The organism is Bradyrhizobium manausense (assembly GCF_018129685.1).
GTDB lineage: Bacteria > Pseudomonadota > Alphaproteobacteria > Rhizobiales > Xanthobacteraceae > Bradyrhizobium > Bradyrhizobium manausense_D.
On sequence record NZ_JAFCLG010000001.1, the window covers coordinates 744,046 to 757,408 of the forward strand.

Annotated in this window: 13 protein-coding genes; 10 read left to right on the forward strand and 3 right to left on the reverse strand. The window is 64.3% G+C overall.

Features of this window, described 5'->3' with window-relative positions:
* Window positions 1-29 precede the first annotated feature (29 nt).
* The 3 genes from JQ621_RS03615 to JQ621_RS03625 all read right to left on the reverse strand — a co-directional run bounded on the left by JQ621_RS03615 (window position 30) and on the right by JQ621_RS03625 (window position 3,276).
* Window positions 30-1,364, reverse strand: a complete 1,335-nt coding sequence (locus tag JQ621_RS03615; protein ID WP_212233023.1) for a dicarboxylate/amino acid:cation symporter — start codon at window positions 1,362-1,364, stop codon at window positions 30-32.
* Window positions 1,365-1,446: 82 nt separating this feature from the next.
* Window positions 1,447-2,004, reverse strand: coding sequence for a biotin transporter BioY (locus JQ621_RS03620; RefSeq protein ID WP_212233791.1), 558 nt, complete (start codon window positions 2,002-2,004; stop codon window positions 1,447-1,449).
* Window positions 2,005-2,088: 84 nt separating this feature from the next.
* A complete protein-coding gene (locus tag JQ621_RS03625; RefSeq protein WP_212233024.1) occupies window positions 2,089-3,276 on the reverse strand; it encodes a pyridoxal phosphate-dependent aminotransferase in 1,188 nt (395 codons plus the stop codon).
* 179 nt (window positions 3,277-3,455) lie between these two features.
* On the opposite strand from JQ621_RS03625, the gene JQ621_RS03630 reads away from it, so the two are divergent.
* From JQ621_RS03630 to aat, 10 genes are all read left to right on the forward strand, one after another.
* A complete protein-coding gene (locus tag JQ621_RS03630; protein ID WP_212233025.1) occupies window positions 3,456-4,859 on the forward strand; it encodes a M48 family metalloprotease in 1,404 nt (467 codons plus the stop codon).
* An 88-nt stretch (window positions 4,860-4,947) separates the two neighbouring features.
* A complete protein-coding gene (locus tag JQ621_RS03635) occupies window positions 4,948-5,715 on the forward strand; it encodes a DsbA family protein (protein ID WP_212233026.1) in 768 nt (255 codons plus the stop codon).
* A 218-nt stretch (window positions 5,716-5,933) separates the two neighbouring features.
* Window positions 5,934-6,764 carry a DUF1236 domain-containing protein gene (locus tag JQ621_RS03640; protein WP_212233027.1) on the forward strand — a complete coding sequence of 277 codons (831 nt, stop codon included), beginning with the start codon at window positions 5,934-5,936 and terminating at the stop codon, window positions 6,762-6,764.
* Window positions 6,765-7,018: 254 nt separating this feature from the next.
* Window positions 7,019-7,486 (forward strand): type II 3-dehydroquinate dehydratase, encoded by a 468-nt coding sequence (gene aroQ, locus JQ621_RS03645; RefSeq protein WP_212233028.1) that lies wholly within the window; start codon window positions 7,019-7,021, stop codon window positions 7,484-7,486.
* A gap of 37 nt (window positions 7,487-7,523) precedes the next feature.
* The gene (gene accB / locus JQ621_RS03650) at window positions 7,524-8,018 is read left to right on the forward strand and encodes an acetyl-CoA carboxylase biotin carboxyl carrier protein (RefSeq protein WP_212233029.1); all 495 of its coding nucleotides are present in this window, start codon (window positions 7,524-7,526) and stop codon (window positions 8,016-8,018) included.
* A gap of 80 nt (window positions 8,019-8,098) precedes the next feature.
* A complete protein-coding gene (gene accC, locus JQ621_RS03655) occupies window positions 8,099-9,457 on the forward strand; it encodes an acetyl-CoA carboxylase biotin carboxylase subunit (protein ID WP_212233030.1) in 1,359 nt (452 codons plus the stop codon).
* 106 nt (window positions 9,458-9,563) lie between these two features.
* Complete coding sequence (locus JQ621_RS03660) at window positions 9,564-11,081, forward strand: sensor histidine kinase (RefSeq protein ID WP_212233031.1); 1,518 nt, start codon at window positions 9,564-9,566, stop codon at window positions 11,079-11,081.
* Window positions 11,078-11,518: a response regulator gene (locus JQ621_RS03665; protein ID WP_212233032.1), complete on the forward strand. Its 441-nt coding sequence runs from the start codon at window positions 11,078-11,080 to the stop codon at window positions 11,516-11,518. Before JQ621_RS03660 ends, JQ621_RS03665 begins: the two co-directional genes overlap by 4 nt.
* Complete coding sequence (locus JQ621_RS03670; RefSeq protein WP_212233033.1) at window positions 11,515-12,618, forward strand: sensor histidine kinase; 1,104 nt, start codon at window positions 11,515-11,517, stop codon at window positions 12,616-12,618. Before JQ621_RS03665 ends, JQ621_RS03670 begins: the two co-directional genes overlap by 4 nt.
* Window positions 12,619-12,677: 59 nt before the next feature.
* Complete coding sequence (gene aat / locus JQ621_RS03675) at window positions 12,678-13,358, forward strand: leucyl/phenylalanyl-tRNA--protein transferase (protein WP_212233034.1); 681 nt, start codon at window positions 12,678-12,680, stop codon at window positions 13,356-13,358.
* Window positions 13,359-13,363 lie beyond the last annotated feature (5 nt).

A 13,363-nucleotide genomic window follows, 5' to 3' on the forward strand; every position in this document is an offset into this window, starting at 1 on the left:
TGACAGCACACCGCGCCGTCCGATCCGGATCAGTCCGTCGTGACAGCGGTTTCCATGTCGGTCGGATCGATCTGCCGGCTCAGCCGCGCGTTGAGTTTGTCGCGATCGAGCTCGCCCTCCCACCAGGCGACGATCACGCAGGCGACGCCGTTGCCGCAGAGATTGGTAAGCGCGCGGCACTCGCTCATGAACTTGTCGATGCCGAGCACGATCGCCATGCCCGGCACGAGTCGCGGATCGACCACCGCGAGCGTCGCCGCCAGCGTGATGAAGCCCGCGCCGGTGATGCCGGAGGCGCCCTTAGAGGTCAGCATCGCCACGACCAGGATCGTGAGCTGCTGGCCGAAGGTGAGATCGAAGCCGAGCGCCTGGGCGATGAACAGCGTCGCCAGCGTCATGTAGATGTTGGTGCCGTCGAGGTTGAACGAATAACCGGTTGGCACCACGAGGCCGACCACCGATTTGGAGCAACCGAGCCGTTCCAGCTTCTCCATCAAGGACGGCAGCGCGCTCTCGGAGGACGAGGTGCCGAGCACGATCAGCAGTTCGTCCTTGATGTAGGCCAGGAACTTGAAGATCGAGAAGCCCGCAAAGCGCGCGATGGTGCCGAGCACGATGAAGACGAACAGCGCGGCGGTCAGGTAGAACGTCGCGATCAGCCCCATCAGGTTGAGGATCGCGCCGGTGCCGAACTTGCCGATGGTGAAAGCCATCGCGCCGAACGCACCGAGCGGCGCTGCGCGCATCACGATGGAGATGACGCCGAACACCGCATGCGCCGCATCGTCGATGAAGCTGCGGATCACGTGGCCGCGCTCGCCGAGACCCATGATCGCGAAGCCGAACAGCACCGAGAACAGCAGCACCTGCAGGATCTCGCCTTGCGCGAAGGCGCCGACCACGGTGTCGGGAATGATGTGCAGGATGAAGTCGACGGATTTCTGCGACTCTGCCTGTTTGGCGAAACTGGCGACGGCTTGCGCATTGGCCCCGGCGTTGCCAAAGCCCGCGCCCGGCTTGATGAGGTTGCCGATGACGAGACCGATCACCAGCGCGAAGGTCGAGACGATCTCGAAATAGATCAGCGCCTTCACGCCGATGCGCCCGACCTTCTTCGCATCCTGGATGTGGGCGATACCCGAGACCACGGTGCAGAAGATGATCGGCGCGATCACCATCTTGATCAGCTTGATGAAGCCATCGCCGAGCGCCTTGATCCAGTCGTTGGTCGCAACCGAGGGCCACAGCCAGCCGACGATGGCGCCGAGCACGATGGCGATCAGCACCTGAACGTAGAGAATTTTGTACCACGGCTTGGCCGCGGCAGGCGCGGCCGGTGTCCCGGCCATCGTTGTCGTTGTCATTGTTTCCTCCCCCTCAAAGTTAAGAGCCAGCCAAGATCAACTTGGCCGGCCCTGTCAATTGGAACATTCCGTGGAGTGAAATCTAGCCGCGGCGGTCGATGATCCGGCGCGCCGCCGGCATCAGCGTGGCACCCAGCGCGTTCTTGATGACCGAGGCGGCAATGAACGGCGTGACGCCGACGGCCCAGGCCTTGTCCGCGCCAAGGCCGATGCCGGTGGCCAGCCAGCCAAAGCCGGCGATGAAAATGACGAGATGGCCGACCGCCATCGCCACAAACAGCAGCGCGATGTTGCGATCCCAGCCCCGCTCGGCCAGCCAGCCGGTGATGACCGCAGCCGCCACGAAGCCATAGAGATAGCCGGCGGTCGGGCCGACGAGCGGCGCCAACCCACCGACCGGACCAGCGAACACCGGCAGCCCCATCGCGCCCTCGGCGAGGTAGGCGATCATGGTTGCGCTGCCAAGGCGCCAGCCATAGCCAGCGCCGATCATCAGCACGACCAGGGTCTGCAATGTCATGGGCACGTAAGGCAGCGGCAGGTTCACCTTGGCCGACAGTGTCATCAACGCGGTGCCGAGCGCGATCAGCACGATCGCGCGCACGACGCCCACGGCGTCGCCCGGTCGGGTGGGCCACATCACTGCGGCGAGAGGGGAATGGGCGGCAGACTGGACGGTTCGGTCAGACAAGATGCACTCCAGAGGTATCGCGAAAACTGGCGGCTATTTAAGCCAGTGAGCGATCCGGTCAACCGCCTCCCGCATCTCATCAGCCGAGCGCGCATAGGAGAATCGTATGAACGAGCGGCCATGGATCGGATCGAAATCGACGCCCGGTGTTGCCGCAACATGGGCCTTCTCCAGCATCTGCCTGGCGAAGTCGAGACTGTCCGGAGTGAAATCCGAAACGTCGGCGTAGAGATAGAAGGCGCCATCCGCCGGCAGGAACTTGGCTAGGCCCGCCTTGGGCAAGCCCTCGATCAGGATGCGCCGGTTCTCCTGATAGCCGTGCTTGATCTGCTCCATCTCGGCTGCGCCATCGAAGGCGGCCTCGGCCGCGATCTGCGAGAGCGACGGAACCGAGATCGAGAGGTTCTGCTGCAGCCGCTCGATCGGGCGCACCAGCACATCGGGCACGACCATCCAGCCGACGCGCCAGCCGGTCATGCAAAAATACTTCGAGAACGAGTTGATCACGAGCGCATGGTCGGACAGCGCCGCCGCCGTCACAGCGGGAAACGCATAATCGAGCCCGTGATAGATCTCGTCGGAGATGAAGCGGATGCCGGCATCTTCCGCCGCCGCCATCAGGCCGGCGAGCGCCTCGCGCGGCATCATCGTGCCTGTCGGATTGGCGGGGCTGCCGACCAGCACGCCCTTCAGCGGCGTCTTGCGATGGGCGGCGAGCAGCGCCTCGCCGGTCAGCGCGTGGCGCGTGTCATTGGTGGTCTCGATCAGCACCGGCTCGCAGCCGAGCGCGGTGAGGATGTGGCGATACGGCGGATAGCCGGGCACCGTGACGGCGACGCGATCGCCGGGCTCGAAGATCGACAGGAAAGCCAGGATGAACCCGCCGGAGGAACCCGTGGTCGCCACGATCCTGTCGGGACTGACGGTGCAGCCATAGGCGTCGCGATAATGCCGCGCGATGCGTTCACGCAAGCTGGGAATGCCGAGCGCGGACGTGTAATCGATCCGGCCCGTCGCAAGGGCGGCTTGCGCGGCCGCAATCGCGGTCTTCGGCGCGCCAGCCGCGGGCTGGCCAACCTCCATGTGAATGACATGGCCGCCGGCGGCCTCGATCCGGGCTGCCGCGGCCATCACGTCCATCACCATGAAGGGGGGAACATCGCTGCGGCGGGAGGGCTCGAGCCACTGCCCCAACCGGTTCCTTAGTGTCGCATCGTGCATTGATTTCTGCTATTTCGCTGGCGAACCGGTCCGTTCGGTCCGGAAAACAGGGCGCTTGCGCCCCAGACTAGCCGCATTATACGGCTCATAAGGGCATATCGCGTATCCGGTCCGCCGCCAATTGCCAAAACCAATCACAAAACTCCATCCAACTCCGCCTGCAAGCCCAGACTCGTTTGATGTTGCTCCAGATCGCATTGCGCAAGAAGGCCTCAGCCCTCACCGCCCTCGTGACAGCGGCTGCAATCGCGCTGCTGCCTGTTACGGCGACGCAGGCGCAGGAGGGGCGCGGCCCGCCGGTCCTGCGCGATACCGAAACCGAGCAATTGCTGCGCGAATATACCCGCCCGATCCTGCGCGTTGCCGGTCTGGAGAAGCAGAACATCCAGATGGTGATCATCAACGACAACTCGTTCAACGCGTTCGTCGCCGATGGCCGCCGCATCTTCGTCAATTACGGCGCGATCCTGCAGTCGGAGACGCCGAACCAGCTGATCGGCGTGCTTGCGCACGAGACCGGGCATCTGGCCGGCGGCCATCTGGCCAAGATGCGCGAGCAGCTCGCCAGCGCCCAGACGCAGATGATCATCGCCATGCTGCTCGGCGCCGGGGCGCTTGCCGCAGGTGCCAGCCGCGGCTCCAATAGTGGCAATAACGGGCTCGCCAATGCGGGCGCAGCCGCCATTGCCGGACCGCAGGAAATGATCCGCCGTTCGCTGCTGTCCTACCAGCGCCAGCAGGAGGAGAACGCCGACCGCGCCGGCGTGAAATTCCTGACCGCGACGCAGCAGTCGCCGAAGGGCATGTACGAGACCTTCAAGCGCTTCACCAGCGAGAGCCTGTTCGCGGCCCGCGGCGCCGATCCCTATCTGCAGTCGCACCCGATGCCCGCCGAGCGCGTCGCGGCGCTCCAGGAATTCGCCAGCACCAGCCCCTATTGGGACAAGAAGGACGACCCTGCACTGCAGCTCCGCCATGACATGGTGCGCGCCAAGATCTCCGCGTTCATGGAACGGCCGGAAGTGGTCTATCGACGCTACCCCCAGACCAATGACAGCCTGCCGGCACGCTACGCCCGCGCGATCAGCACCTATCTGCACGGCGATTTGCGCAGCGCCCTCACCCAGATCGATGCCCTGATCGCGGTGCAGCCGAACAACCCGTATTTCTACGAGGTACGCGGCCAGGCGCTGCTGGAGAGCGGCAAGCCGGCCGACGCCATCGCCCCCCTGCGCAAGGCCGTCGCGCTCTCAAACAATTCGGCCCTCATCGAGATGTTACTTGGGCAGGCGCTGGTTGGAACCGATAATAAGGCCTACACGGACGACGCCATCAAGATTCTCCGTGCCGCGGTGGCGCGGGAGCCGGAAGCTCCCCTCGGCTTCATGCAGCTCGCGATGGCCTATGGCCGGAAGGGAGACTATGCCGAGGCGGACCTCGCTTCGGCCCAGGCCGCTTATTTGCGCGGCGACAACAAGACTGCTCGCGAGCTCGCCACGCGCGCGAAAACCCGTTTCGCCGTCGGCACGCCCGGATGGGTCAAGGCCGACGACATCGTGGCGTCGAAACCGCCGCGCAACTAGCCTGAACCGCCATCTTGACGTCACGACACCACGATCAAGTCCGTCGCGACGTTTTTTCGAAACCTGCTCTGGATAAGAGGATTTGCCAATGCCTACGCTGCGCCTGCTTGCTTCCGCGCTGTTTGCGCTCGCCATATCAGGCGCCACGGGACCGGCTTCGGCCGAAAGCTTCTCCGATGCCCAGCGCACCGACATCGAGGCAATCGTCAAGAACTACCTGGTCAGCCACCCCGAGGTGCTCGAGGAGGCCATGACCGAGCTCAGCAAGCGCCAGGCCGCGGCCGAAACCGAGAAGCATGAGGCCAGCATCGCGCAGAACTCGGATGCGATCTTCAACTCGCCGCGGCAGGTCGTGCTCGGCAACAAGGACGGCGACGTCACCTTCGTCGAGTTCTTCGATTACAATTGCGGGTACTGCAAGCGCGCGATGAGCGACATGCTCGACCTGATGAAGTCCGATTCCAAGCTGAAGGTTGTGCTGAAGGAATTCCCGGTGCTGAGCCAGGGCTCGGTCGAGGCCGCGCAGGTCGCGGTCGCCGTGCGCATGCAGGATCCCACGGGCAAGAAGTATCTCGACTTCCACCAGAAGCTGCTCGGCGGCCGCGGACCAGCCGACAAGGCCCGCGCGATGCAGGCAGCCAAGGACGCCGGCCTCGATACCGCGAAGATCGAGAAGGACATCCAAAGCCCCGAGGTGCGCACCACCATCGAGGAGAACTTCAAGCTGGCCGAGGCGATGGGCATGAACGGCACGCCGAGCTACGTGATCGGCAAGCAGATCGTGGTCGGCGCCGTCGGCCTCGATGGCCTCAAGGAAAAGATCGGCGTTGCCCGCTGCGGCAAGGCGACCTGCTGATCACGCTTTTTACAATTCGCGCGCGCGACGAGGCCGGCTGAAAAGCCGGCCTTTTCGTTGGCGGAAGCTCGGGGCAGATCCTGGCGTGATCCGGCGCGCGCATTCATCCAGCGTTCAACAAACAAATCCCGCGGAACCCAAGATGTTCCGGAACTCCTGAGACCTCCTCCCGTTGTTGGCGCGGGCAATGACGCAAATAAGCACGTGAGGAGAATTCAATGTCGAACCGCTTTATGATCTCGGTTGCCGCGCTCGCACTGATCGCCGGTACCGGTCTGGCGAACGCACAAGGCACCATGAAAAACGACACCGGCGGTGCCGGTGCGCAGCCGACGCAGCACGCGCAGCCGACTGGCGGCGCCGCAGAGCACGGCACGATGGGTAAGGAATCCACAAGCCCGCAGAAGGGCACGGTCGGCCAGGCCGGCGGCGCCATGAAGTCCGGCGAAGAGAAGTCGTCTGGCGCGATGGAGAAGTCGGGCTCGGCTGAGAAATCCGGCGCCATGGAGAAATCAGGCGGCGCGATGAACAAGAACGCGGCTGACGAGAAGGCCGGTGCGGCGAAGGGCGAGCACGCCCAGGGCGCGCAGGAAAAGTCCATGCAGGACAAGTCGAAGAGCATGAGTTCGGAATCGACGACCAAGGACTCCACGACCAAGACCGACGGCAAGAACATGAAGGCCGAGGACAACAAGGCCGGCGAAGCCGCCAAGAGCAACAATGCCGAGAACCGCCCGGCCACGACCGATACCAAGTCTCAGACCACGACCGGCAACGCGGCCACCTCGGCGACCGCGGCCCCCCCGCCGGAAAAGCGGACCCAGATCGTTTCGGCTATCAAGTCCGAGAAGATCGAGGAGACGACCAACGTCAACTTCAACATCTCGGTTGGCACGGCCGTCCCGGCGAACGTCCGTTTCCACCCGCTCCCGGCCCGGATCGTCGAGATCTACCCGGAATGGCGCGGCTATGATGTGATCTTCGTGCACGGGCAGTACATCATCGTCCGTCCCCAGACGCGCGAGATCGTCTACATCATCGAAGGCTAACCGCCTCGCTGAGACCCCAAATGAGCCCTTGCCGAGCGATCGGCAGGGGCTTTTGGCCTATGGGGCGCCTGCCCCGCCGGCGCGGGTCCGCAGCCATGATTGGAACTGGTTAACAAGCAATTTCCGTAGTTTCCGCACAGGTTTTTGCCTACCGGATGAGGTGCCTGAAGCGGTCCCGGAGGCCCTTCAAGGCTTCCCCTGGGTCACTTTGTTACCTATAACCCCGCCACGCCGAAACACGCGCCGGGACAGGAATGGCCGAACCAGCAACCGACACGATCCTCGTTCTCAACGGGCCGAACCTCAACATGTTGGGGACCCGCGAGCCCGAGAAGTATGGCCACGCGACGCTGGCCGACGTCGAGGCGCTGTGCCGTGAGACGGCCGCGGCCTTCGGCCTCAAGGCCGATTGCCGGCAATCCAACCGCGAAGGCGAACTGATCGACTTCATCCACGAGGCGCATGGGCGCAAGATGAAGGGCATCATCATCAATGCAGGCGGCTATTCGCATACTTCGATCGCGCTGCACGACGCGCTGCTCGCGGTGCAGATGCCGACGGTCGAGGTGCACGTGACCAACATCCACGCCCGCGAGAGTTTCCGTCATCACTCCTACACCGCGCGCGCGGCCTTCGCCTCGCTGTGCGGTTTCGGCATCGAGGGCTACCGCCTCGCCATCCAGGGCCTTGCGGCCAAGCTCGGCATCAAGCCCAAGGCCTGACGCTCTCTCTTCACTCAGAACATTCGGATCAAAGAACATGGCGCGCCAGCCAGACGACAAAGCAGCCGCAAAGTTTTCCAGCGAGGATTCCGCGCTCGTCCGCGAGCTCGCTCTGCTGCTCGATGAGACCAGCCTCACCGAGATCGAGATCGAGCGCGCGGGCTTGCGCCTGCGCGTCGCCCGCAACATCAGCGTCGCCGCGACCATGCCGATGCCGGTCGCAGCCGCCGCACCCGCGCACGCTGCTGCACCGGCGGCTGATGCTCCGGCTGCTGCTGCGGCAGACATGTCGAAGCATCCCGGCGCCGTGACCTCGCCGATGGTCGGCACCGCCTATTGGGCGCCGGAGCCCGGCGCCAAGCCGTTCGTCGAGATCGGGTCGAAGGTCTCGGTCGGCCAGACCCTGCTCATCATCGAAGCGATGAAGACGATGAACCAGATTCCGTCGTCGCGCGCCGGCACCGTGACGCAGATCCTGGTCGAGGACGGCCAGCCGGTCGAGTTCGGCGAAGCGCTGGTCATTATTGAATAACGCGAATGGGGAGTAGCGAATAGCGAATGGTACCGCCGTTCCCTACTTGCCGCTTTCCACTCGCCATCCGCTAGGACAACATGTTCGACAAGATCCTCATAGCCAATCGCGGCGAGATCGCCCTTCGCATCCTGCGGGCCTGCAAGGAGCTCGGGATCGCGACCGTCGCCGTGCATTCCACCGCAGACGCCGACGCCATGCATGTGCGTCTGTCGGACGAGAGCGTCTGCATCGGCCCGCCGTCGTCGAAGGACAGCTACCTCAACGTCCCCGCGCTGCTCGCGGCCTGCGAGATCACAGGCGCCGATGCCGTGCATCCCGGCTACGGCTTCCTGTCGGAGAATGCGCGTTTTGCCGAGATCCTCGGCGAGCACAATCTGCAGTTCATCGGCCCCAAGGCCGAGCACATCCGCCTGATGGGCGACAAGATCGAGGCCAAGAAGACCGCCAAGCGGCTTGGCATCCCCGTGGTACCCGGTTCCGACGGCGCGGTTGGTCCCAATGACGACGCCATGGCGATCGCCAGGAAGATCGGCTTCCCCGTGCTGGTGAAGGCGGCTGCCGGCGGCGGCGGCCGCGGCATGAAGGTCGCGCAGACCGAGGCCGATCTTCAGATCGCGCTATCGACCGCGGCCAATGAGGCGAAATCCGCCTTCGGCGACGCGTCCGTCTATCTGGAAAAATACCTGCAGAAGCCGCGCCATATCGAGATCCAGATTCTCGGCGACGGCCGCGGCGGAGCGATCCATCTCGGCGAGCGCGATTGCTCGCTGCAGCGTCGCCACCAGAAAGTCTGGGAGGAAGGTCCCTCGCCCGTGCTGGCTGCGGCTGCGCGCGCCAAGATCGGGGAGACCTGCGCCAAAGCGATGCGCGAGATGAAATATCTCGGCGTCGGCACCATCGAATTCCTGTTCGAGGACGGCGAGTTCTACTTCATCGAGATGAACACGCGCATCCAGGTGGAGCATCCCGTCACCGAGAGCATCACCGACATCGACCTTGTGCTGGAGCAGATCCGCATCGCCGCCGGCGGCGAGCTGCCGGCCAAGCAGAGCGAGATCCAGATCATCGGGCACGCTATCGAGTGCCGCATCAATGCGGAGAACCCGGAGACCTTCCGTCCCTCGCCGGGCCGCATCACGCAATATCATCCGCCCGGCGGGCTCGGTGTGCGCATCGATTCGGCGGTTTATCAGGGCTACACGATCCCGCCCTATTACGACTCGCTGGTCGGCAAGCTGATCGTCCACGGCAAGACCCGCGCCGAGTGCCTGATGCGCCTGCGCCGCGCGCTCGACGAGATGGTGGTCGAGGGCATCGAGACCACGCTGCCGCTGTTCCGCGACCTCGTCCGCCAGGACGACATCATCAACGGCGACTACCACATCCACTGGCTGGAACAGTATCTCGCCGGCAAGACGGATCCGGCCGCAAAATAATTCGCCTCACCCTGGAACCCCTTGGCCCCGATCGCGTTCTGGACCGTTGGGGACAGTTCCAAGGGGGCGTTTTGAACTCCACGACACGTGATAAAGCGAGACCGTCGTGACGGCCGGGGAACGGCGGCGGCGAACATTTTGGCAGATCCTGCTGATTACGGCGGGGCTGCTCGTGCTGACCCTGATCAGTGCGGGTTCCGTCTACCTCGTCAACAAGGCGCGCGACGACAACAAATGGGTGGTCCACACCATCGAGGTGGAAAACCAGGTCAATACTCTGCTCCTCGAAATCCGGCGCGCCGAGAGCGCCCTGCGCGGTTATCTCCTGACGCTCGGACCGGAATTCCAGGCTGACCATCAAAAGGCCGTCGCCGCGATTATTCCTGCACTGGACCGGGTCAGGCGGCTTACGGGCGACAATCCAGAACAGCGCGCCAGCATCGAGAAGCTGAGCGCGGCGATCGACACCCGGCTGGATCAATTCGCGCGCGAGCTCGAGCTCATCAGGCAAGGCCAGCCGGCCCAGGCTACGGCGCTGGCGCGCGAGGCGGCAGCCGGCAACACCATCGCGACAATCGGGAAGGTTGCCGGCGCGATGATCGCCGAGGAAGAGCGACTGTTCCAGCTCCGTACGGCGAATGCCGACCGCAGCCAGACGTTTGCGGCGTCGATGACAGGCATCGGCTCCGGTCTGGTCGTCGTGCTGGCCCTGATCTCAATCTGGCTGGTACGGCGCTCGGCCCGCGCCCGCGACGATGCCGAGGCCCGCCTGCGCGACGCCAACGTCAACCTCGAAGCCACCGTCGACGAGCGCACGGCAGATTTGCGCGAAGCCAACGACGAGATCCAGCGCTTTGCCTATATCGTCAGCCATGACCTGCGCTCGCCGCTGGTCAACATCATGGGCTTCACCAGCGAGCTCGAAGAATTGGGCAAGGATATCTTTCGCAGGATCGGAGGGCTGACGGGCGTGCCGGCCGGCGGCCCGCCTGTCGATGTCGCCGATATCCCGCTCGACGGTCCCGACAAGCAGCTGTCGGCGGATTTTTCCGAAGCGCTCGGCTTCATCAAATCCTCGATCGCCCGGATGGACCGGCTGATCTCGGCGATCCTCAACCTCACCCGCGAGGGCCGGCGCGAGTTTCAGCCGGAGAGGATCGAGACGCGCAACTTCATCGAGGGCATCGTCTCGTCGCTGGCGCATCAGGCGGCCGAAGCAAAGGCCGAGATCCATATCGAGCCTTTGCCAAATATCGTCAGTGACCGGCTTGCGCTCGAGCAGATCTTCTCCAATCTGATCGACAACGCGATCAAGTATCTCAAGAACGGTGTGCCCGGCGAGATCAGAATTCGCGGGCGCACCAAGCTCGGCTACGCTATCTTCGAAATCAGCGATAACGGCCGCGGCATCGACGCCAGGGATCATCAGCGGATCTTCGACTTGTTCCGCCGGGCGGGAGTTCAAGACAAGCCCGGTCAGGGCATCGGTCTTGCCCATGTCCGTACACTTGTGCGCCGCCTCGGCGGCACGATGTCGGTATCGTCGGAATTGAACGCGGGCAGCACCTTCACGATCACGCTGCCCATCACCTGGAATGCAAGCAACCGGAACGCCGATCAATGACCCTGCCCGTAACCATCATCATGATCGAGGACGACGAAGGCCACGCACGGCTGATCGAGCGCAATATCCGCCGCTCCGGCGTCAACAACGAGATCGTCTCCTTCACCAACGGCACGGCCGCAATGCGCCACCTGTTCGGCGCCGATGGCACGGGGCTCGCCCAGAAGGGCAACGCGCTGCTGATCCTGCTCGACCTCAACCTGCCCGATATGAGCGGGATCGATATCCTCAAGCAGATCAAGGAAAACAAATATCTCAAGGCCTCGCCCGTGGTGGTGCTGACCACGACCGACGACAGCCAGGAGATCAAGCGCTGCTACGAGCTCGGCTGCAACGTCTACATCACCAAGCCCGTCAATTACGAGAATTTCGCCAATGCCATCCGGCAGCTCGGCCTGTTCTTCTCGGTCATCCAGGTCCCGCCAGCCGCCTCATGACCCAGCGCACGCCAACACTGCTTTATATCGATGATGACGCAGCGCTGGCGCGCCTGGTCGATCGCGGCCTGACGCGGCGCGGCTACAAGGTGATCCACGCCGCCAGCGGCGAGGAAGGCCTCGAGCGTATCCGCACTGCCGGCGCACAGGGCTGCATCGATGTCGTTGCGCTCGATCAGTACATGCCGGGTCTCGACGGACTGGAAACGCTCGAGCAGATCATGGCGATCCCGGATGCCCCGCCGGTGGTGTTCGTCACTGCCTCGCAGGATTCCAGCATCGCCGTCACCGCGCTGAAGGCAGGGGCGGCCGACTATCTGGTCAAGGACGTCAAAGGCGACTTCATCCCGCTGCTGCACGTCGCGGCCGAAGGCGCGTTGCGCCAGGCCAGTCTGCAGCGTGCGCGCGAGGAAGCCGAAGCCGAGATTCATGCCTCGCGCGACCGCTACGCAGCCCTTGCCGCCGAGCGCGAGCTGCTGCTGCGCGAGGTCAATCACCGCGTCGGCAATTCGCTCCAGATCATCGCTTCGCTGCTGCATCTGCAAGCGAGCTCCGCCGCACAGGACGAGGTCAAGGCGGCGCTGACCAACGCGATGGGCCGCGTCGCCGCCGTCGCCCAGGTGCACCGCCGCCTCTACACCTCGCAGGATCTGAAGAGCGTGATGCTCAACCAGTATCTGGACTCCCTGCTCGAGGATCTCAGGCGCTCCGCCGAAGGCAACCGGATGTCGCGCCTCACGGTGAAGGCCGAGCCGATCGAGATCGACCCGGACCGTGCCGTGGCTGTCGGCATCATCGTCAACGAGCTGGTGATGAACGCCGTGAAATACGCCTATCCTGACGGCGCCGGCCCCATTCATGTCGAACTGAGCTCGAAAGGCGACGATCTCCTGCTGTCGATCACCGATGACGGCGTCGGCGATAAGGTCAAGGCGGATCCGCGCTCGACCGGCATGGGCCAGCGCATCGTTGCTGCGATGGCCTCCAAGCTCGACGCCTCCGTCGAGCGCGATCCCGATCACACCGGAACCCGCATCATCCTGCGGTTCCGTCGCACCCAAGCGGCACCGGGGGAGGCGAATACCGCTGCGGCGGGCTGATCCCCGCCGCTCCATCCCCCCATCGCATGCGCGGCGCGATCCTGCTATTATTTTGCACCATGACTTCGCGCGACTCCGCTTCGTCTGAAATCACGCCCGCCGTGCTGCTGCGCGCCTATGCCTGCGGCATCTTTCCGATGGCCGAGAGCGCCGACGACCCGACCCTGTTCTGGGTCGAGCCGGAAATGCGCGGCGTGATCCCGCTCGATGGTTTTCGCGTCGCCTCGCGCCTTGCGCGCACCGTGCGCTCGGATGCGTTTCGCGTCACCGTCAACACTGCATTCAAGGCGACCATTGCCGGCTGCGCCGCGCCGCAGGCCGGACGCGAGGACACCTGGATCAACAAGCGCATCCGCGACCTCTATGGCGGGCTCTACGACCTCGGCCATTGCCACAGCGTCGAGGCCTGGCAGGGCGATGACCTCGTCGGCGGTCTCTACGGCGTGAGCCTGGGGCGCGCCTTCTTCGGCGAGAGCATGTTCCACACCGCGCGGGATGCCTCCAAGGTCGCGCTGGTGCATCTGGTCGCGCGTCTCATCCATGGCGGCTTCGAGCTGCTCGACACGCAATATGTCACCGAGCATCTCAAAAGCTTTGGTGCGGCGGAGATCTCGCGGCGGCGCTACACCAGCCTGCTCGACAAGGCGCTCGCCGGCGAGCCCGGCGATTTCCTGCGGCTGTCCAAGGGCGATGCGATCCCGGGCGCGCGCGCGCTCGAGATCATCGCCTCGCGGCAATAGACGAC

Bases quoted from the DNA above. Each gene is read 5' to 3' on its own strand.
- JQ621_RS03615 (WP_212233023.1), bottom strand. From the start codon at position 1,364: ATGACAACGACAACGATGGCCGGGACACCGGCCGCGCCTGCCGCGGCC.
- JQ621_RS03620 (WP_212233791.1), bottom strand. From the start codon at position 2,004: ATGTGGCCCACCCGACCGGGCGACGCCGTGGGCGTCGTGCGCGCGATC.
- JQ621_RS03625 (WP_212233024.1), bottom strand. From the start codon at position 3,276: ATGCACGATGCGACACTAAGGAACCGGTTGGGGCAGTGGCTCGAGCCC.
- JQ621_RS03630 (WP_212233025.1), top strand. From the start codon at position 3,456: ATGTTGCTCCAGATCGCATTGCGCAAGAAGGCCTCAGCCCTCACCGCC.
- JQ621_RS03635 (WP_212233026.1), top strand. From the start codon at position 4,948: ATGCCTACGCTGCGCCTGCTTGCTTCCGCGCTGTTTGCGCTCGCCATA.
- JQ621_RS03640 (WP_212233027.1), top strand. From the start codon at position 5,934: ATGTCGAACCGCTTTATGATCTCGGTTGCCGCGCTCGCACTGATCGCC.
- aroQ (WP_212233028.1), top strand. From the start codon at position 7,019: ATGGCCGAACCAGCAACCGACACGATCCTCGTTCTCAACGGGCCGAAC.
- accB (WP_212233029.1), top strand. From the start codon at position 7,524: ATGGCGCGCCAGCCAGACGACAAAGCAGCCGCAAAGTTTTCCAGCGAG.
- accC (WP_212233030.1), top strand. From the start codon at position 8,099: ATGTTCGACAAGATCCTCATAGCCAATCGCGGCGAGATCGCCCTTCGC.
- JQ621_RS03665 (WP_212233032.1), top strand. From the start codon at position 11,078: ATGACCCTGCCCGTAACCATCATCATGATCGAGGACGACGAAGGCCAC.
- JQ621_RS03670 (WP_212233033.1), top strand. From the start codon at position 11,515: ATGACCCAGCGCACGCCAACACTGCTTTATATCGATGATGACGCAGCG.
- aat (WP_212233034.1), top strand. From the start codon at position 12,678: ATGACTTCGCGCGACTCCGCTTCGTCTGAAATCACGCCCGCCGTGCTG.